Source organism: Streptomyces sp. NPDC058457 (assembly GCF_042720695.1).
Classification (GTDB): Bacteria; Actinomycetota; Actinomycetes; order Streptomycetales; family Streptomycetaceae; genus Streptomyces.
Map to the genome: position 1 here is coordinate 134,730 of NZ_JBHXLU010000009.1, position 19,098 is coordinate 153,827.

Below are 19,098 nucleotides of genomic sequence, written 5' to 3' on the forward strand. Positions count from 1 at the left end.
GGTCCGGTGGGGGGCAAACCGCTCAGATCATGACGTACCTCCGTCCTTGTCCGCGTCGTCCCCGCAGGTCCAACGGAGGAAACCGGTCATGAGTTTCGGCTCGCCCAACAACCCCTATGGTCAGCCGCAGGACCCGCAGCAGGGTCAGCCCGGCTACGGCTACCCCCAGCAGCCCGGCTACCCGCAGGCCCCGCAGGGCGTGCCGCCGCAGCAGGGCTACGGCTACCCCCAGCAGCCTGGCTACCCCCAGCAGCCCGGTTACCCGCAGCAGGGCGGTTACGGCTACCCGCAGCAGGGGTACGGCGCGACGCCGCCGTACGCGAACTGGGGTCAGCGCTTCGCCGGCACCATCGTCGACGGCCTCGTCTTCCTGGTGCCGTACATCATCGTGATCGTCGGCAGGAACAACGCGGCGATCAGGGCGATCGGCCTCCTCGCCGTCCTCGCCGTCGCCATCTGGCAGCTGATCATGGAGGGCCGCACCGGTCAGACGGTCGGCAAGAAGGCGCTGGGCATCCGCCTGGTCAAGGAGGCCACCGGCCAGCCGATCGGCGTCGGCATGGCCTTCGTGCGCCGTATCGCGCACATCCTGGACAGCCTCGCCTGCTACCTGGGCTGGCTGTGGCCGGCGTGGGACTCCAAGCGCCAGACGTTCGCCGACAAGGTCTGCGGCACCATCGTGATCCGCAGCAACTGAGCGTTCGCCCCGGTACTCCAAGGGCCGTGTCCCCGCGCAGGGGGGACACGGCCCTGGTGTTTGCGCTCTTTGCGCGGTGACTCAGTGGAAGAAGTGCCGCGTGCCGGTGAAGTACATCGTCACGCCCGCCTTCTTCGCGGCCTCCACGACGAGTTCGTCACGGACCGAACCGCCCGGCTGCGCCACGGCCCTGATGCCGGCCGCGGTGAGGATCTCCAGACCGTCGGGGAAGGGGAAGAAGGCGTCGGAGGCCGCGTAGGAGCCGCGCGCCCGTTCCTCCCCCGCCCGCTCGACGGCGAGCTTCGCGGAGTCGACGCGGTTGACCTGGCCCATGCCGACGCCGACCGAGGCGCCGTCCTTGGCGAGCAGGATGGCGTTGGACTTCACGGCCCGGCAGGCCTTCCAGGCGAACGCCAGCTCCGCGAGCTCCTCGGGGCCGAGCGCCTCGCCGGTCGCGAGGGTCCAGTTGGCCGGGTCGTCGCCGTCGGCCTGGAGGCGGTCGGTGACCTGGAGGAGCACGCCGCCGTCGACGGGCTTGACCTCGACCGGGTTGGCGGGGGCGCCCGGCGCCTTCAGCACCCGGATGTTCTTCTTCCTGGCGAGGGCTTCGAGCGCGCCCTCCTCGTAGTCGGGCGCGACGATGACCTCGGTGAAGATCTCCGCGACCTGCTCGGCCAGCTCCTTGCTGACCGGCCGGTTGACGGCGATGACCCCGCCGAACGCCGACAGCGGGTCACAGGCGTGGGCCTTGCGGTGCGCCTCGGCGACGTCCGAACCGATCGCGATGCCACAGGGGTTGGCGTGCTTGATGATCGCGACGCACGGCTCGTCGTGGTCGTACGCGGCACGGCGCGCGGCGTCCGTGTCCGTGTAGTTGTTGTACGACATCTCCTTGCCGTGCAGCTGCTCGGCCTTGGCGAGGCCGCCGCCGGAGGCGTCGACGTAGAGGGCGGCGGGCTGGTGCGGGTTCTCGCCGTAGCGCAGGGTGTTCTCCCGCTCCCAGGTGGCACCGAGGAAGTCCGGGAACGGCGACTCGTCGACGGGCGCGTACTCGGAGGCGAACCAGCTCGCGACCGCCACGTCGTAGGACGCGGTGTGCTGGAAGGCCTCGGCGGCGAGCCGCTTGCGGGTGGCGAGGTCGAAGCCGCCGTCGGCGACCGCGGCCAGGACGTCGGCGTACCGAGCGGGACTGGTGACGATCGCGACCGAGGGGTGGTTCTTGGCGGCGGCGCGCACCATCGAGGGGCCGCCGATGTCGATCTGCTCGACGCACTCGTCGGGGGTGGCACCGGAGGCGACGGTCTCGCGGAACGGGTAGAGGTTGCTGACCACGAGGTCGAACGGCTCGACACCGAGCTCTTCGAGCTGCTGCCGGTGGTCCGCCAGGCGCAGGTCGGCGAGGATGCCGGCGTGGACCTTGGGGTGCAGGGTCTTGACCCGGCCGTCCAGGCACTCCGGGAAGCCGGTGAGCTCCTCGACCTTGGTGACGGGAACGCCGGCGGCGGCGATGCGGGAGGCGGTGGAGCCGGTGGAGACGAGCGCGACACCGGCCTCGTGCAGTCCGCGGGCGAGCTCTTCGAGCCCGGTCTTGTCGTAGACGCTGATGAGCGCGCGCCGGATGGGCCGCTTGTTGCTCTCGGCGGTGGCGGTCACTGGATAACTACCTTTCGTCCCTCAATGCGATAGCCGTTGCGGGCGATCCGCCCCACGACCTCGACGAGCAGCCTTCGCTCGACGTCCTTGATGCGCTCGTGCAGAGCGCTCTCGTCGTCCTCGTCCCGGACCTCCACCACGCCCTGAGCGATGATCGGCCCGGTGTCGACGCCGTCGTCGACGAAGTGGACGGTGCAGCCGGTGACCCTGGCGCCGTACGCGAGCGCGTCCCGTACGCCGTGGGCCCCGGGGAAACTGGGCAGCAGCGCGGGATGCGTGTTGACGGTCCGCCCTCCGAACCGCGCCAGGAACTCCTTGCCGACGATCTTCATGAACCCGGCGGAGACGACGAGGTCGGGTGCGTGGGCGGCCACGGCGTCGGCCAGCGCCCGGTCCCACTCCTCCCGGGTCCCGAAGTCCTTCACCCTGGTCACGAAGGTCGGGATCCCGGCCCGCTCGGCCCGCGCGAGCCCCTCGATGCCGGCGCGGTCGGCGCCTACGGCGACGACCTCGGCGCCGTAGGCCTCGACGCCGTTCTCTGCGATCGCGTCGAGGAGCGCCTGGAGGTTGGTGCCGGATCCGGAGACCAGCACGACGAGGCGCTTGGCCACGGGCTTGGCGGCCACGGTGGGGGCCCTTTCTCGGGGGAGCGTCGGTACGGCGGCCGGACTCGCACCCGCTTTGTACATTCGTACGAGTGCATCGCGCCCCGGGATACGGGGAAGTCTACGAAGCGGCCGACCGTCAGCAACGATACCGGCACACCGGGCGGCCCCCACGGGACGGGGGCGTGGCCGGAAGGTAGCGTCTGGGAGGTACCGAGGCGGGAACGCGTCCGGGATACGGCGCGTTCACCGGGTAGGCAGTCGTTTCGGCTGCTCTGCCGAATCACCCGCAGCCAGCCGTAGCCGTATCCAGCCGATCCATCAGCTCTGTTCTGTTCATCTTGATCCAAGGGAAGACGCTCACTTGATGCCGGACCGCAGCCTGGGACTTCGCATGCTCCCCCCGCAGTCGGTACAGGGAGGGACGCGCGCTGCCGTGCTGCTGCGGGAGCGGCCGGCCTCGCCGCCGGACGCGCCCTCGGACCGGCCGAAGGGCGACCAGCAGGACGACAACCCCTTCGCCCCGCCGCCCGAGGGCACGCCGGACACGCCCTGGCGGCCGCGCCGCCCGGCCGGTGACGACGATCAAGGGGCGCCCTGGGGCAGCCAGTGGAGCGACCGCCAGCCCGGCCGGCAGCCCGGCGGGTTCGGCGAGCGTCCCGACCGCGGCCCGGGCGGCGGCGGTCAGGGCGGTCCCGGCGGCCCTGGCGGCCCCGGCATGCGCTGGGATCCGACCGATCCGGTGCAGCGGCGGGCGCGGTACGCCCTGCTGTGCGGCATGTGGGCCTTCCTCTTCGCGCTCTTCAGCTGGCCGTACGTGGCGCTGCTGCTCGGTGCCCTGGCCCTCTACTGGGGCATCAGCGCGCTCCGCGCCAAGCCCCGCACCCCCGACGAGGCCACCACCGGCCGCCCCCAGACGACGGCGGCGATCAGCGGTCTGGTCACGGCGTCCCTGGCGCTGGCCCTGGTGGCGGCGAACTTCACGGCCCAGATGGTCTACCGCGACTACTACACCTGCGTCACGGACGCCCTCACCAACGAGGCGAAGCAGTCCTGCGACCACCTGCTGCCGCAGGAGCTGCGGAACGTGCTGGGGAGCGGGAACAGCTGACGGGACGACCGGAGGGTCAGGGGCCGTCGGTGTCCTCGACGGCCGGTTCGGACAGCTTCCGCAACGCCGTCCAGCGGGCCCTGCGTGCCGCCTCGTCCTCCCAGAATCCGGGCAGCGGGTCCCCGGGAAGCACCTTGTGCGGCTCGGCCGGCAGTGCCTCGTACCGCTCGGACGCGTCGCCGTCGCCCTGATCGGGCCGCAGCCCTACCACCACGACCTGGGCCGGGGCCGACGGCGAAGCTGGGGCCGGGGTCGACGCCCGGGCCGGGGCCGGGGCCGACGGCGTATGGCTCCCTCGCTTCCCCTGCTTCCCTCGCTTCCCCTGCTTCCCTCGCTTCCCTCGCTTCCGCCGCCTCTGCCGCTTCCGTCGGTTCTCCATGGTGCGCCACTCCTCCGGCTGTGTGCTCGCGAACCCCAGCCATGCGGCGAGTGAAGCGGCGCCCTCCCTGCGCCACGCCCGCAGCCCCAGGGCTCCCGGTACGCCCACCGCGAGCAGCCAGCCGCCGGCCGCCATGCCCGTCTGCCACCAGACCGGGCCGAAGCGGGTGAGCGCGGCGACCCCCAGCGGACCGCCGGCCAGCTCGGCGAGCGCCGCGAGCAGCAGCGCGCACAGCAGCGCCGCCAGTGCCACCACCCCGGCCGTGCGCCCGGCCGTCCAGCGCCGCCTGACCGCCCTCGCCGCCACGAACCACGCCACCGTCACCCCGGCCGCCACCGGCACCACCCCGGCCAGCCAGTTCGCCGGAGTTCCGGGGCCGTGCTGCGGCACCGCCGCCAGCAGCGGGAAGGGCGGGAGCAGCGGTGCCGGATCCGAGGCCAGGGGGTTGACGAGATGCCCGGCGCCGAGCGCGAAGCCGGGGCCCACGGCGTACGACACCGACCACACCACCGCGTTCGGAATCAGCGCGAGGCAGAGGAACAGGACCGCGCACCGGCCCGACCAGCCCGCCGTCAGCTGCAGGAACGACGACCGTGCCGCCTCGCCGTGCCCCACCAGTGACACCGCGAGCAACAGCGCCCCACCCCCGAAGAACACGGTCGTCCCGGCCAGGGACGCGCGGACCGCCGTACCCCACCGCACCCGCGTGTCCCGCCCGAGCAGCAGCCGGCGCGCCGACCCGGGCAGCACCAGCATCAGACTCAGCAGCGGTTCACGCGGACGGCCGTACGCCGTCCACACCCCGGCGCCCGCCGCGGCCGTCGCGAGCAACGGCAGGCATACCGCCGCCCACGGCCACTGGGGCCGCAGTTCACCGCCGGACGCGTAGAGCGCGGCACAGCCGCCGACGCCGAGGTAGCCGACGACGACCCCGGTCCACGAGGTACGGGCGCGGACCGGCGGTGGTGCGTCGGCGTAGTCGCCGTGCGGCGCGTCCACCGCGTCCCGAGCGCCCCGGTACACCAGCAGCGCCGGCAGTGCGGGCAGCAGCAACGGCGTCACCCCGACCGGAGCGGGTACCGCGGACAGCGTGTCGGTGCGGACCAGTTCGACGCCGTGGGCGAGCAGCCACAGCGCCGCCGCGACATGCAGCGCGCCGCCCGGACCGCTGTCGGGGTACGGCGAGCTGACCCACAGCGCGATCGCCAGCACGGCGAACGCGCCCAGCCCGAGCCCGGCGGCGAGCGCGCCGGCCGCCAGGCTCGCGGCCAGTCCCGGGGAGCGGTCGCGCACCCGGCTGAGCAGAGGCGACAACGACGGTCGGCGGGACGGCAACGACAGTCGGCGGGCGATCATCCGAATCACGACCGCCATGCTCCCAACGACACGCGCTTTCCCGTCGTAACCGGTGAACAGCCGAAGTGTCGCTCAATATATGTTTATGTGCTTTTTCGAAGGGAGGTGCGCCCGATGACGCAGAGCCCTGCCCGTACCGACGAGGCCGGACCGTCCCCCGCTCTGACGCCCGCTCAGGCCTTCGACGCGCTCTACGCGTTCTGCGCCCCGGCCCTGGTACGGCAGACCTACCTGCTCACCGGCCGCCGGGAACTGGCGCAGGAGGCCGTCGAGCGGGCCTTCCAACTCGCCTGGCAGAACTGGCCGCAGGTGGCCCGCGACCGGGACCCGGCCGGCTGGGTGCGGGCGGTGGCGCACGAGTGCGCGCTCTCCCCCTGGCACCGATTCCGCCTGCGCTACCGCCACCCCGAGCCCCCGCCGGCCGACGCGGCCGACCGCGCGCTCCTGGAGGCGCTGCTGAAACTGCCGACGACGTACCGCCGCACGCTGCTGCTGTACGACGGCGTCGGCCTCGACCTGCCGGAGACCGCGGCGGAGACGGAGGCGAGCACTCCGGCGGCGGCCAACCGGCTGACCCGCGCACGGCGGCTGGTCGCCGACCGGGTGCCGGAACTCGCCGACCCCGCCGCGCTGAACCGGCGGCTCGCCGAACTGGCCTCCACGGAGCGGCTGCGGGCGGCCCAGCCGCCGCCCACCGTACGGACCTACGCCGAACGGCAGACCCGTTTCTGGACCCGGTCCGCGCTGGCCTTCACGGCGACGATCATCGCGGCGACGACCCTCACGCTGCGGACGGCGCCGACGCACTACGAGGCACCGATCGGCCCGGCCCAGGCGATCAGCGGGGTCCCGGCGGAGGTGGGGCTGGGACCGCTGTCCGCCGGGGAGCGGGCGCTGCAGGCGAAGCTGCAAAGGGCGGCCGAGAAGGGACCGGAGAGACTGGTACCGGTGGCGAGATAGCCGTCGTTCGGCCGCGGGCCGGTGGGGGTTGCTCGCGCAGTTCCCCGCGCCCCTTGTCGGGGCGCTGCACTCGCGCCGGCTTCATAGCTGCGGGCAGTCGTGCCGCTGGGGCGGCACGGGTGGGCGCAGCGGCACCCCGCAAGCGCGGGCGAGCGAAACGCCGGTAGGCCCGCCCCCACTCCGGGGACGGGCCTACCTACGTTCAGTCAACCGGCGTCGAGATCGGCGCTCAGCCGGCCAGGATCTCGCGGGCCAGCTTCGCCGTCTCGGTCGGGGTCTTGCCGACCTTGACGCCCGCGGCCTCCAGGGCCTCCTTCTTCGCCTGGGCGGTGCCCGACGAACCGGAGACGATGGCGCCGGCGTGACCCATGGTCTTGCCCTCGGGCGCGGTGAAGCCCGCGACGTAGCCGACGACCGGCTTGGTCACGTTCTTCGCGATGAAGTCGGCGGCCCGCTCCTCGGCGTCGCCACCGATCTCACCGATCATGACGATCAGGTCGGTGTCGGGGTCGGCCTCGAACGCGGCGAGCGCGTCGATGTGCGTGGTGCCGATGATCGGGTCGCCACCGATGCCGACGGCGGTCGAGAAGCCGATGTCACGGAGCTCGTACATCATCTGGTACGTCAGCGTGCCGGACTTCGAGACCAGGCCGATGCGGCCCGGCTTGGTGATGTCGCCCGGGATGATGCCGACGTTGGACTGGCCGACGGTGATGATGCCGGGGCAGTTCGGGCCGATGATCCGGGTCTTGTTGCCCTTCTTGCCGGCGTACGCCCAGAACGACGCCGAGTCGTGCACGGCGATGCCCTCGGTGATCACGACGGCCAGCGGGATCTCGGCGTCGATGGCCTCGACGACCGCGTCCTTGGTGAACTTCTCCGGCACGAAGATGACGGAGACGTTGGCGCCGGTGGCCTCGATGGCCTCCTTGACGGTGCCGAAGACGGGTACCTCGGTACCGTCGAAGTCGACCTTCTGTCCCGCCTTGCGGGGGTTCACGCCGCCCACGACGTTGGTGCCGTCGGCCAGCATGAGCTTGGTGTGCTTCATGCCGGTGGCGCCCGTCATGCCCTGGACGATGACCTTGCTGTCCTTGTTGAGCCAGATAGCCATGGTGTGTTGTGTCCTCGTCCTGAGTGCTTACTTGGCGGCGTTTGCCAGCTCGGCGGCCTTGTCGGCGGCGCCGTCCATGGTGTCGACGCGCTGCACCAGCGGGTGGTTGGCGTCGGTGAGGATCTTGCGGCCCAGCTCGGCGTTGTTGCCGTCGAGGCGGACGACGAGCGGCTTGGAGACGTCCTCGCCGCGGTCCTCCAGGAGCTTCAGGGCCTGCACGATGCCGTTGGCGACCTCGTCGCAGGCGGTGATGCCACCGAAGACGTTGACGAAGACCGACTTGACGTCGGGGTCGCCCAGGATGATCTCCAGGCCGTTGGCCATGACCTGGGCGGAGGCGCCGCCGCCGATGTCGAGGAAGTTGGCGGGCTTCACGCCACCGTGGTTCTCACCGGCGTACGCGACGACGTCCAGGGTGCTCATGACGAGACCCGCGCCGTTGCCGATGATGCCGACCTCGCCGTCGAGCTTGACGTAGTTGAGGTTCTTCTCCTTGGCGGCGGCCTCCAGCGGGTTGGCCGCGGCCTTGTCGTGGAGCTCCGCCCAGTCCGCGTGGCGGAACTCGGCGTTGTCGTCCAGCGACACCTTGCCGTCCAGGGCGATGACGTCACCGGAGGCGACCTTCGCCAGCGGGTTCACCTCGACGAGGAGGGCGTCCTCCTTGATGAAGGTGTCCCACAGCGTGACCAGGACGTCGGCGACCTTGTCGGCGACCTCGGCCGGGAACTTCGCGGCGGCGACGATCTCCTTGGCCTTGGCCAGGTCCACACCGTCGATCGGGTTGATCGGGGTCTGGGCGACGGCGTCCGGACGGGTGGCCGCCACCTCCTCGATCTCCATGCCGCCCTCGACGGAGGCGATGGAGAGGAAGGTGCGGTTGGCACGGTCGAGGAGGAAGGAGACGTAGTACTCCTCGAGGATCTCCGGGGCGGTCTCGGCGATCATCACCTTGTGGACCGTGTGGCCCTTGATGTCCATGCCGAGGATGTCCGTCGCACGGGCGACGGCCTCGTCCGCGGAGGTAGCCAGCTTGACGCCACCGGCCTTGCCGCGACCACCGACCTTCACCTGCGCCTTGACGACAGACTTGCCGCCCAGCCGCTCGGTGATCTCGCGCGCCGCCTCAGGCGTGTCGATGACTTCACCGGCCAGCACCGGTACATCGTGCTTGGCGAAGAGGTCCCTCGCCTGGTACTCGAACAGGTCCACGCGCTTCCGTCCCTATCAGTGATCTCGCGGTTCGTTGGATGCGTGGGCGTGCCGCGAAGGGCAACGTGACGTCCGCGTGTGTCACAAGGGGGGCGCACACGGTGTCCGAGCGCGCGGCATGTCCGTCTCGCAGATTATCGCCGCTCACGGGGGCTCCCTAAATCGAGGGTCACACCTGAGCGGTGATACCTGTCACATGATGCCGGGTATCCCGGGTTCTCATGGCACGGCGTGCCGTCTTGCGTGCGATGTGCGAGGCCTCACCGGGCTGGGGTTGGCCCGGTGAGGCCTCAGGCCCCTCGCGGGGCCGGGCGGCCGGTCCCCGCCCCTGGGGGACCGGCCTGCCCGTACCGGGGGGTGTCGGACCGGCCGGACCGACGGCATTCGACCGTCCGGGCGACCACCCCCCGGAGTCAGCCGGAGTACGCCCCGGCGTCCTGCGGACCGCCGGCGTACTCCGAGCTCACGGCCTCGGGAACGGAGGAGGGGAGGGGGCCGAACAGGTGGTCGACGCCGTCCCCGGGGACGGCCGGGGAGGCGGTGTCCACGACGGCCACGGTGACCTCGGCGGTCGCGGGGTGGGTGGTGGCCCTCTCGCCCGCCCTCTCCCGCTCCCTCTCCCGCTCCCTCTCCCGCTCCCTTTCCCTTGCCGTTGCCTTTGCCGCGCGGGCCGCCCGGGCGCCGTAGATGGCCTCGGCGGCCCGGATCTCGGCGGCGACGGTGCGGCCGGCCCGGCCCGTGGTGGGCGCCGGTCCGGCGGCGGGTGTGAAGACGGAGCGGCGGATGTTCTTGTGCATGCGTACGTCAGTCCTTCGGGGCTCCGGTGCGTTCGGGACGCGGACGCGGAGCCGGGAGGCTTCCGGGGGGGGTGCCGGAAGCGCGGCTGGGGACATCGCCGTCCGGAAGGTTCGGAGGAGGAGCCGTGGGAGGGGTCCTCAGAGGTCCGGACGGGCGGGCAGACCTGTTCCGCCCCCGCGCGACAGGTCTGTGGCGGGGAAGGGGGTCGCCGGTCCTAGCCGGGGAAGACCGGGATGTCCCGGTATCTGTCCGGGGTTCCGGCCGCGTCGAGGCGCGCGGCGGCACCGGGCACGAGCCTGAGCAGCGCCCGGTCGGCGAAGGCCACGGCGTACGCGTCACCGTGCCGGGAGGGGCTGCCGTCGACCGCCGACTTGCCCAGCACACCGTCCGGGTCTCCGGTGGGCGCGGGGTGGGCGGGAGCGTCGACGGCGCGGGCGGCGCGATGGCCGCCGATGTGTGCCGCCGCCCGGTCGGACGCGAAGGCCACGGCGGTGATCCGCGGCCCGTACGACACGGCGGTGGTCGCCGCCGCTGCCTTTTCCGTACGGGACTTGTCGTGCCCGGCGTCGTGCGTGACCGGTGTCCGCGGCTGCGCGGGGCCGGGCGTCGGCGTCACCGGTGCCGACTCGACCGGCGGCTCGGAGACGACGGGAAGCTCCGGCACCTGCACCACGGGCAGCTCCGTCACCTGCCGCACCGTCTCGGTGAGCGTCTCGGTCAGGGCCGAGGTGATGGGAGAGTTCACGGTGTCGGTCACGGTGTCGGTCACGGACCGGACGACCTCGTGGACGCCGTCCACCACCGGCGCCACCGGCACTGCCTTGATGACGGCGGGCTTCCGTGCCCCCGGCGGCGGCGCCTTCCGGGGCACGGCCGACGTCAGCGACGTCAACGACGGAGTCGAAGGCACCCCCTCGGCCGCCTGCGCCTGCTGCCCGCAGAGGAAGCCGAGCGCGAGCAGTCCGCCGACCAGCAGCGCCAGTTGCAGCGCACGTCGTCCCGGCACCGTGCGCAACACGCGCACGGCGGCACCGGACACAACTGCTGGCGAGGTCAAGACGGGGAGGATCCTCCCGTGCGGCGGAACAGAGCAGAGGGGGCCCGACGGCGTGAAGGCCGGTGAAAGACCCGTGGAGACTTCGATCCTTGCACGGGACTCCCGAGGTTGCGCAAGCCCCCCGTTACCGATGGGTAGTCATGTCCGTTTTGACGGCCGGTGCCGGACATCACCGAGTCGACAAGTCACCCTCCGGGCGCGGCATCACACGGTGTCCGGCACCGGAATCGGCCGCTTCTCGATCGCCGCCGCCATCACCTCGGGGAAGAGGTCGGGCGTGCAGGCGAACGCCGGTGCCCCCAGCGCCGCAAGCGCGGCCGCGTGCTCCCGGTCGTACGCCGGCGCCCCCTCGTCCGACAGCGCGAGCAGCGCCACGAACTGCACCCCCGACGCCTTCATCGCCGCGACCCGCTTCAGCATCTCGTTCCGTATCCCGCCCTCGTAGAGGTCGCTGATGAGGACGACGACGGTCTCCGCCGGCCGGGTGATCTGCGACTGGCAGTACGCCAGCGCCCGGTTGATGTCCGTACCGCCGCCGAGCTGGGTGCCGAACAGGACGTCCACCGGGTCGTCCAGCCGGTCGGTGAGGTCGACCACCGCGGTGTCGAAGACGACGAGCCGGGTGTCGATCGACCGCATGGACGCCAGCACCGCCCCGAACACCGAGGCGTACACCACCGACGCGGCCATCGACCCGGACTGGTCGATGCAGAGCACCACTTCCTTCTTCACCGACTGCGACGCCCGCCCGTACCCGATCAGCCGCTCCGGCACGATCGTCCGGTACTCGGGCAGGTAGTGCTTGAGGTTGGCCGCGATGGTGCGGTTCCAGTCGATGTCGTGGTGGCGTGGCCGGTTGACGCGGGCGCTGCGGTCGAGGGCGCCGGTGAGGGTGGCCCGGGTGCGGGTGGCCAGCCGCTTCTCCAGGTCCTCGACGACCTTGCGCACCACCGCCCGCGCCGTCTCCTTCGTGGTCTCTGGCATCGCCTTGTTGAGCGAGAGCAGGGTGCCGACCAGGTGCACGTCCGCCTCCACCGCCTCCAGCATCTCCGGTTCGAGCAGCAGCGAGGCCAGTCCGAGCCGGTCGATGGCGTCACGCTGCATGACCTGGACGACGGAGGACGGGAAGTAGGTCCGGATGTCCCCGAGCCAGCGCGCCACCGACGGCGCCGACGCCCCGAGCCCCGCCGAACGCTCCCGCCCCGACTGCGGTCTGTCCCCTTTCCCGTACAGCGCGGCCAGCGTCCCGTCCATCGCCGCGTCCCGCCCCGACAGCGCGCACCCGGTGCCGTCGGCGGCCTCGCCACCGAGCACCAGCCGCCACCGCCGCAGCCGCTCCCACGCGGGATCACCGGTTTCGGCGCCGGTGCCGGTGCCGGTGTCCGTCACGTCCGTGCTCATCTCCCCGCCCCCACAAGGTCGTTGTCCGGTGTTGTCTCGTCGAGGCCGAGCAGCAGGCGCAGCACCGGCAGTACGGCGTCGGCGCGCCCGGCGTCCGCCTCGGCGCCGAAGCCCGGTGTCCCGCCGGCCTGCCCCGCCCCCTGGAGCCGCTCTCCCGGGCCACGGCGCACCAGTTCGCCGATCGTCCGGCGCACCCCCGGCTCGTACACCGAGAACGTCCGCCGCAGCAGCGGCAGCACGTCCGTGAACGCCGCCGCCGGCACCCCGGTCAGCCAGGCGTCGACCAGGCCGAGCAGCCGTTCGTCGTGCACCAGCAGCATCCCGCCCCCGCCGCTGCCGCCCACGAACCCCTCGATCCAGGCGGCCGCGTCCGCCGGCGGGGTCCCCGGCGAGAGCACCAGCCCCATCAGCCGCGCCGCCGCCTCCGGCCCCAGCTCCCCCTCGTCCAGCAGAATCCGCACGGCCCGCCCGCGCAGCACCCCGGGCACGGTCTCCCGCCCGGTCAGCGTGCGCAGCACGGCACGCCAGCGGCGCCGCAGGTCACGGCCGCCGGCATCGGCACCCGCCCCCGTCCCCGTCCCCGGCTCCCCGAGCAACCCCACCGCCGTGTGCACCGCGTCCACATGGCCCCGCATCTCCTCCGCCGCGTCCGCGTCGAGGGCGACGCAGGCCGGCGGGAGCCCGACGAAGACCCGCTCGGCGAGGCCCGCGGCGACCTCGGTGAGCGCGCGGGTGTCGGTGCCCCGGACGTCGCCGTAGCGCAGGGAGCGGACCAGGGCCGGCAGGGCCTGGGCGAGATGGCCGACGTCGGTGTCCAGCGCGGCCCGGTCGGCGAGCGCCCGCATCACCACCGGCAGCGCGTCCGGCAGCCCGGCGAGCAGGCAGTGCTCGGCGAGCCCGGTGACATCGGCGAGGGTGCCGGCGTGCACCGCGTCGGCCTCGGCCCTGGCCGTCGCCGCGCCCTCGACGGTCGTCCCCCACACCCCGGCCTCGGCCACCCGCACCGACAGCTCCGGCTCCCAGCAGAGCCGCCACGTCTCCCGGAACGTGCCCGTACTCCCCCGCGACCGCACCGGCTCGCCCCAGCCCACGCCGAGCAGCCGCAGCCGGTGCAGCAGCCGACTGCGCCCGGCGTCGGTGTCCTTGCGCAGGTCGAGCTCCAGCTCCCGCTCCAGCGCCTCCGGCTTGAGCCTGAGCCGGCGCTGCTCCCGCACCAGGTCCCGCTGCAACGGCACCGCGGGCGCCGCCTCCGGCACCTCCCCCAGCACGTCCCCGACCACCAGCCGGTCGTGCACCAGCGCCAGCGGGACGTCCGAGCCCTCGCACAGCACCGCCCGCACCGCGTCGGTGGTCTCGCCGAGGCCGGGCAGCGGGCGGCCGCGCATCACGGCCAGCGTCTCGGCGAGCCGTACCGCTTCGATGACATGGGCCGAGGAGACGATCCGGTCCTCCTCGCGCAGCAGTCCGGCCACCTTGGTGAGCCAGCGCTCCACCGGCCGGTCCGGGGCGCGGAACAGATGTCCGTACCAGCCCGGCGAGTCGATACCGGCGCCGTATCCGCCGGCCCGGGCAAGCCTGCGGTTCGTCCACGGCACCCAGGTCATGTCCGTCCTGACCTTGGGCAGCCCCTTCAGTAGTTCCCGGTCGGCGGCGACGGTGGTCTTCGCGCGCAGCGCCGGCACGTGCCACGCCCCGCACACCACCGCGACCCGCTCCCCGAACTCCCGCTGCGCGGCGCGCAGTCGCAGCCGCATATGCGCCTCCCGCACGGGGTCCCGGTCGCGGCCACCGGTCCCGTACGTCTCCCGCAGCGCCCCCATCGCCTCCGACACCGCGGCGAACGGCGCGAACACGTCCCGCTCCCCGGCCGCGCTCCGGTGCTCGACGACGTCCTCCCACCAGCGCTCGGGATCGTCGTAACCGGCGGCTTCGGCGAGGGCGGCGAGGGGGTCGACACGCAGCTGCCGGTCGGTGTCGGGCTCGTCGGCCGCATCGGGCTTCTCCCGCCCGCTGTCGGGCTCGTCGGCCGCTTCAGGCGTCTGCCGCCCGCTGTCGGGCTCGTCGGCCTCGGTGTCGGTGTCGGTGTCGGTGTCGGGGACCGCAACCGCTTCTTCTTCCTGCCCTCTTCCCCAGGCCAGCGTGTGCGCGGCCGGCAGGTCGATGAAGCGGGCCGGGACCTCGTGCTCCAGGGCCCAGCGGACCGCCACCCACTCGGGGCTGAAGTCGGCGAACGGCCAGAACGCGGAGCGGCCGGGCTCGTCCACGGCGTGCGCGAGGAGCGCGACCGGTGGCCGCATCTCCGGGTCGGCGGCCAGCGGGATGAGCGCGTCGGCCTCGGGCGGCCCCTCGATCAGCACCACCCGCGGCCGGGCGGCGTCCAGCGCGGCCCGCACCGCCCGCGCGGAGCCGGGCCCGTGGTGCCGTACCCCCAGCAGCAGCGGCCCGGGGCCGGGCGACCGCCGCCACTCCGTGTCGTCGCTCATGCGCTCACCTCGCGGCAGGCGCGGTAGAAGTCCTTCCAGCCGTCGCGCTCGCGGACGACCGTCTCCAGGTACTCCTGCCAGATGACCCGGTCGGCGGCCGGGTCACGGACGACGGCCCCGAGGATGCCGGCCGCGACGTCACCGGCCCGCAGCACGCCGTCCCCGAAGTGGGCCGCCAGGGCGAGGCCGCCCGTGACGACGGAGATCGCCTCGGCCGTGGAGAGCGTGCCGCTGGGCGACTTGAGCTTGGTGCGGCCGTCGGCCGTGACGCCGTCGCGCAGCTCGCGGAAGACGGTGACGACCCGGTGGATCTCCTCGATGCCGTCGGGCACGGCCGGCAGGTCCAGGGAGCGGCCGATCTGGTCGACGCGGCGGGCGACGATGTCGACCTCGGCGTCCGGGCTCTCCGGCAGCGGCAGCACCACGGTGTTGAAGCGGCGGCGCAGGGCGCTGGAGAGGTCGTTGACCCCCCGGTCGCGGTCGTTGGCGGTGGCGATCAGGTTGAAGCCGCGGACCGCCTGCACCTCCTGGCCCAGCTCGGGAATGGGCAGGGTCTTCTCGGACAGGATGGTGATCAGCGTGTCCTGTACGTCGGCGGGGATCCGGGTCAGCTCCTCGACTCTCGCCGTCATCCCCTCCGCCATGGCCCGCATGACCGGGCTCGGCACGAGGGCGTCCCGGCTCGGACCGTGGGCCAGCAGCTGCGCGTAGTTCCAGCCGTAGCGGATCGCCTCCTCCGGAGTGCCGGCCGTGCCCTGCACAAGGAGGGTCGAGTCGCCGCTGACGGCGGCCGCCAGGTGCTCGGAGACCCAGGTCTTGGCGGTGCCGGGCACACCGAGCAGGAGCAGGGCACGGTCGGTGGCGAGGGTGGTGACGGCGACCTCGACGATGCGGCGCGCGCCGACGTACTTCGGTGTGATCACCGTGCCGTCCGGCAGCGTGCCGCCGAGCAGATAGGTGGCGACCGCCCACGGCGACATCTTCCAGCGGGCCGGGCGCGGCCGGTCGTCCTGCGCGGCCAGCGCCGCCAGTTCGGCCGCGAAGGCGTGCTCGGCGTGCGGCCGCAGTGCGCTCTCGATGGTCGTCGGGTCGGTCGGTTCCACGGACACAGTCATGGCTGAGGCCCCCTCCAGCTCGGCCGGTTCGGATCTGGTGTCCACCGTGCACCACGCCACTGACAATCGCTCTGACCTGCACAAACATGTGCGCCGGGGCGATTGTCAGTGGCGGGATCTACCTTCGATGGCATGACTCAGCAGGGGGTGCGCTGGAGTGCGGACCAGGTGCTGGCCTTGGCGCCTGACGCCGCGTCACGCAAAGCGGGAAGCAAACTCGGAGCGGCCGGGCCGTGGTCCGGGGCCGGGAGTTGCGAGGAGGGGACGGTATGGGGACTGTGCAAGGGCAGCGGCAGCAAGCCGTACCAGACGATCGTGGACATCGCCGATCCGGCGGGTCCCGCCTACAAGTGCAGTTGCCCGAGCCGGAAGTTCCCCTGCAAGCACGCCCTCGGACTGCTCCTGCTCTGGGCGGGCGAGGACGACTCGGTGCCGGCGGTGCCGCAGCCGCCGGACTGGGCCGAGCAGTGGATCGCCGGCCGGCGCAAGCGTGCGGAGGACAAACGGCCGGCGGACGGCGGGAGTTCCCCGGCCACCGCTGATCCGGAGGCGGCCCGGCGCCGGGCGGAGAAGCGGGCCGAGCGGGTCACGGCGGGGGCCACCGAGCTGGAGCAGCGCCTGTCCGACCTGCTGCGCGGCGGCCTGGCCACTGCCGAGCAGGCGGGGTACGGACTGTGGGAGGAGACGGCGGCCCGCATGGTCGACGCCCAGGCCCCCGGACTGGCCGCGCGGGTGCGGGAGTTGGGGGCGATACCGGGCTCCGGTCCGGGCTGGCCGGTGCGGCTCCTCGAGGAGTGCGCGCTGCTGCACCTCCTGGACCAGGGCTGGCTGCGCCGGGACCGGCTCCCGGCGGGCCTCGCGGCCACGGTCCGCTCCCGTGTCGGCCTGCCCGCACCGGCGGACGGCCCGCCGGTGCGCGACCGCTGGCTGGTCCTCGCCCAGTACGACACGGCGGACGCGAAGCTGACGACCCGCCGGATCTGGCTGCACGGCGCCGACTCGGGCCGTACGGCACTGCTCCTCTCCTACGGCGCGGCCGGCCGCGCCCCCGAGCTGGCGCTGCCGGTCGGTCTCGCCCTGGAGGCGGAGCTGTCCGCCTATCCGGGCGCGGGGCAGCACCGGGCGGCGCTGGGTGAGCGGTTCGCCGCACCCGCGCCCCTGTCGATACGGCCGCCGGGCGTGCCGACGGCACAGGCGACGGCCCGGTACGGGGAGGCGCTGCGCGACGACCCGTGGCTGGAGTCGGTGCCGGTGACGCTGGCCCGGGTCGTGCCGGTCCCGGACGGCGACTCCTGGCAACTGGCGGACGCCGAGGGCGAGTCCGCGCTGCCGCTCGCTCCCGCCGCCCGTTCCGGGCCGGGGCTGTGGCGGCTGGTCGCGCTCTCGGGCGGCGCCCCGGTCACGGTCTTCGGCGAGTGCGGCCACCGTGGCTTCACCCCGCTGACGGCCTGGCCTGAGACAGCGGGCGCGGCGGTACCGCTGTGCTGACCCGGCCGACACCCGAACCGACCCGGCACCACCGCACCGCATCCGAACCGACTCGCAGAACTCACGGAAGGGGAAGCCCGTGACCGCTTGGGAGGATCTCGTCACCACGGCTCTGCTGGGCACGGACCGGCGTCCGCCCGCGACCGGCGGGCCGGGCCGCGAGGCTCCGGTGGCCCTGCTGGACGAGGCGGCCGTGGCGACCGTACGACGGCGGGCCGGGCTGCGTCCGGCACCGGCCGCGCCCCGCCCCGAACCGGCCGCCGAGGACCTGCGTCCCGCGCTGCCGGCCGCCGCGGCCCGCCGGCTGGCGATGCTGCTCTCCGACCGTCCCGGCATCGCGGCCGGCAGCCGCCGGGGCACCTCGCCCGACCTGATGGAGCTGCTGCCGCAGTGGCTCGCGGCGGCCAACGCACACGGGTTCGCCGCACCCCCGCAGGCGCTGCCCGCACTGCTGGACGCGGCCCGGGGCCGTACCGACCTGCGGCCCGCCGCGCTGGCCTTCGCCGGACCGCGCGCCCTGTGGCTGGCCCGGCTCAACCAGGACTGGCGGTTCGCCCTGCGGGCGGCCCCGGGCGGCGGCGCGGCCCTGCCCGGCCCCGAGGACACCGACGCGATACGGCGGCTGTGGCAGGAGGGGCTGTTCGCCGAGCGGGTCGCGCTGCTGGCCGCGCAACGGGCTCGTGCGCCCGAGGCGGCGCTCCAGCTGCTGGCCGGGACCTGGGCCACGGAGCGGGCCGAGGACCGGCTGATGTTCCTGGACTCGCTGCGCACGGGACTGGCCGCCGGGGACGAGCCGTTCTTGGAGCAGGCGCTGTCGGACCGGAGCCGTAACGTGCGGACGACGGCGGCGGAGCTGCTGTCCGCGCTGCCCGGCTCGGCGCTCGCCGGGCGGATGGCGGTGCGGGCCGGGTCGTGCGTGGCCGTCGACCATACCGGGGACGGCCCGGCGATCGCGGTGGAGGCACCGCCGGAGTGCGACCCGGGGATGGAACGCGACGGCGTCGTGGCCAAACCACCGACCGGGCGCGGCGAACGGTCGTGGTGGCTGGGGCAGTTGGTGGAGGCGACCCCGCTCTCCACCTGGCCGGCGCGACTCGGCGGCCGTACGCCCGCGGAGATCGTGGCGCTGCCGGTGGCGGACGGCTGGCAGGGCGAGCTGCACGCGGCCTGGTGCCGGGCCGCCGTACGGCAGCGGGACGCCGGGTGGGCGAGAGCGCTGCTCGGGGTTCCGGCGGCACCGGAGGCGGGCGGCCCGGGCGCGGTGTCCCTGGCCGAGCGGGCCAAGCTGCTGGGCACCCTGGAGGGCGCGGAGCGGGCCGGCTGGGTGGCCGGCTTCATCGCGGCGCACGGCCTGTCGGAGGCGTTCCAGCTGCTCGGCATGTGCGCCGTACCGTGGTCCGCGCCGCTCGGCCGCTCCGTGGTGGACGCCCTCAACATCGCGCGGGACGCGGGGAGTTATCCCTGGAGCTTCAGCGGAGTGATGGGCCTGGCCGAACGCTGCCTGGACCCCGCGGAAGCCGGCCGGCTGGACGCGCTCCTGGCGGTACCGGACGAACGGGAGGACGCGTCGCCGGGAGCCGGCGGCTACTGGGCGGAGGCGTTCCAGCGCCTGGTGACGACACTGAGACTACGAGCAGCAATGCTCGGAGAACTGGACTCACCGGACAATTGA

15 protein-coding genes are annotated in these 19,098 nt (G+C 73.4%); 5 read left to right on the forward strand and 10 right to left on the reverse strand.

Annotated elements, in window-relative coordinates; translation table 11 throughout:
- Nucleotides 1–88 precede the first annotated feature (88 nt).
- The gene (locus tag ACFWPS_RS10680) at nt 89–697 is read left to right on the forward strand and encodes an RDD family protein (RefSeq protein WP_383703252.1); all 609 of its coding nucleotides are present in this window, start codon (nt 89–91) and stop codon (nt 695–697) included.
- 81 nt (nt 698–778) lie between these two features.
- Here the strand turns inward: ACFWPS_RS10680 and purH are convergent, their stop codons facing one another.
- Nucleotides 779–2,350, reverse strand: a complete 1,572-nt coding sequence (gene purH, locus ACFWPS_RS10685; protein ID WP_383703254.1) for a bifunctional phosphoribosylaminoimidazolecarboxamide formyltransferase/IMP cyclohydrolase — start codon at nt 2,348–2,350, stop codon at nt 779–781.
- Nucleotides 2,347–2,976 (reverse strand): phosphoribosylglycinamide formyltransferase, encoded by a 630-nt coding sequence (gene purN, locus ACFWPS_RS10690; protein WP_350788185.1) that lies wholly within the window; start codon nt 2,974–2,976, stop codon nt 2,347–2,349. The genes purH and purN overlap by 4 nt, the downstream gene beginning before the upstream one ends.
- A 346-nt stretch (nt 2,977–3,322) precedes the next feature.
- Here purN and ACFWPS_RS10695 point away from each other — a divergent pair, with 346 nt between their 5' ends.
- Nucleotides 3,323–4,066, forward strand: coding sequence for a hypothetical protein (locus ACFWPS_RS10695; protein WP_383703257.1), 744 nt, complete (start codon nt 3,323–3,325; stop codon nt 4,064–4,066).
- A 16-nt stretch (nt 4,067–4,082) separates the two neighbouring features.
- Here ACFWPS_RS10695 and ACFWPS_RS10700 read toward each other — a convergent pair whose 3' ends face one another.
- Nucleotides 4,083–5,819: a DUF6350 family protein gene (locus ACFWPS_RS10700; protein ID WP_383703259.1), complete on the reverse strand. Its 1,737-nt coding sequence runs from the start codon at nt 5,817–5,819 to the stop codon at nt 4,083–4,085.
- 96 nt (nt 5,820–5,915) lie between these two features.
- On the opposite strand from ACFWPS_RS10700, the gene ACFWPS_RS10705 reads away from it, so the two are divergent.
- Nucleotides 5,916–6,761, forward strand: coding sequence for an RNA polymerase sigma factor (locus tag ACFWPS_RS10705; RefSeq protein WP_383703261.1), 846 nt, complete (start codon nt 5,916–5,918; stop codon nt 6,759–6,761).
- Between the two features lie 229 nt (nt 6,762–6,990).
- Here the strand turns inward: ACFWPS_RS10705 and sucD are convergent, their stop codons facing one another.
- The 7 genes from sucD to ACFWPS_RS10740 all read right to left on the reverse strand — a co-directional run bounded on the left by sucD (nt 6,991) and on the right by ACFWPS_RS10740 (nt 15,938).
- Entirely contained in the window at nt 6,991–7,875 is an 885-nt protein-coding gene (gene sucD, locus ACFWPS_RS10710; protein ID WP_089099337.1) for a succinate--CoA ligase subunit alpha, read from the reverse strand.
- A gap of 27 nt (nt 7,876–7,902) precedes the next feature.
- A complete protein-coding gene (sucC, locus tag ACFWPS_RS10715; RefSeq protein WP_383703263.1) occupies nt 7,903–9,084 on the reverse strand; it encodes an ADP-forming succinate--CoA ligase subunit beta in 1,182 nt (393 codons plus the stop codon).
- 413 nt (nt 9,085–9,497) lie between these two features.
- On the reverse strand, nt 9,498–9,881 hold the full coding sequence (locus ACFWPS_RS10720; protein WP_383703265.1) for a hypothetical protein: 384 nt from the start codon (nt 9,879–9,881) through the stop codon (nt 9,498–9,500).
- A gap of 215 nt (nt 9,882–10,096) precedes the next feature.
- On the reverse strand, nt 10,097–10,906 hold the full coding sequence (locus tag ACFWPS_RS10725; protein ID WP_383703267.1) for a hypothetical protein: 810 nt from the start codon (nt 10,904–10,906) through the stop codon (nt 10,097–10,099).
- A 237-nt stretch (nt 10,907–11,143) separates the two neighbouring features.
- Nucleotides 11,144–12,340 carry a VWA domain-containing protein gene (locus ACFWPS_RS10730; RefSeq protein ID WP_383703269.1) on the reverse strand — a complete coding sequence of 399 codons (1,197 nt, stop codon included), beginning with the start codon at nt 12,338–12,340 and terminating at the stop codon, nt 11,144–11,146.
- Nucleotides 12,337–14,823 (reverse strand): DUF5682 family protein, encoded by a 2,487-nt coding sequence (locus tag ACFWPS_RS10735; protein ID WP_383703271.1) that lies wholly within the window; start codon nt 14,821–14,823, stop codon nt 12,337–12,339. The genes ACFWPS_RS10730 and ACFWPS_RS10735 overlap by 4 nt, the downstream gene beginning before the upstream one ends.
- On the reverse strand, nt 14,820–15,938 hold the full coding sequence (locus ACFWPS_RS10740) for an AAA family ATPase (RefSeq protein WP_383703273.1): 1,119 nt from the start codon (nt 15,936–15,938) through the stop codon (nt 14,820–14,822). Before ACFWPS_RS10740 ends, ACFWPS_RS10735 begins: the two co-directional genes overlap by 4 nt.
- A gap of 132 nt (nt 15,939–16,070) precedes the next feature.
- Here ACFWPS_RS10740 and ACFWPS_RS10745 point away from each other — a divergent pair, with 132 nt between their 5' ends.
- Together ACFWPS_RS10745 and ACFWPS_RS10750 are read left to right on the forward strand one after the other, a co-directional pair.
- Nucleotides 16,071–17,426, forward strand: coding sequence for an SWIM zinc finger family protein (locus tag ACFWPS_RS10745; RefSeq protein WP_383703275.1), 1,356 nt, complete (start codon nt 16,071–16,073; stop codon nt 17,424–17,426).
- A gap of 79 nt (nt 17,427–17,505) precedes the next feature.
- Nucleotides 17,506–19,098 (forward strand): DUF5691 domain-containing protein, encoded by a 1,593-nt coding sequence (locus ACFWPS_RS10750; protein WP_383703278.1) that lies wholly within the window; start codon nt 17,506–17,508, stop codon nt 19,096–19,098.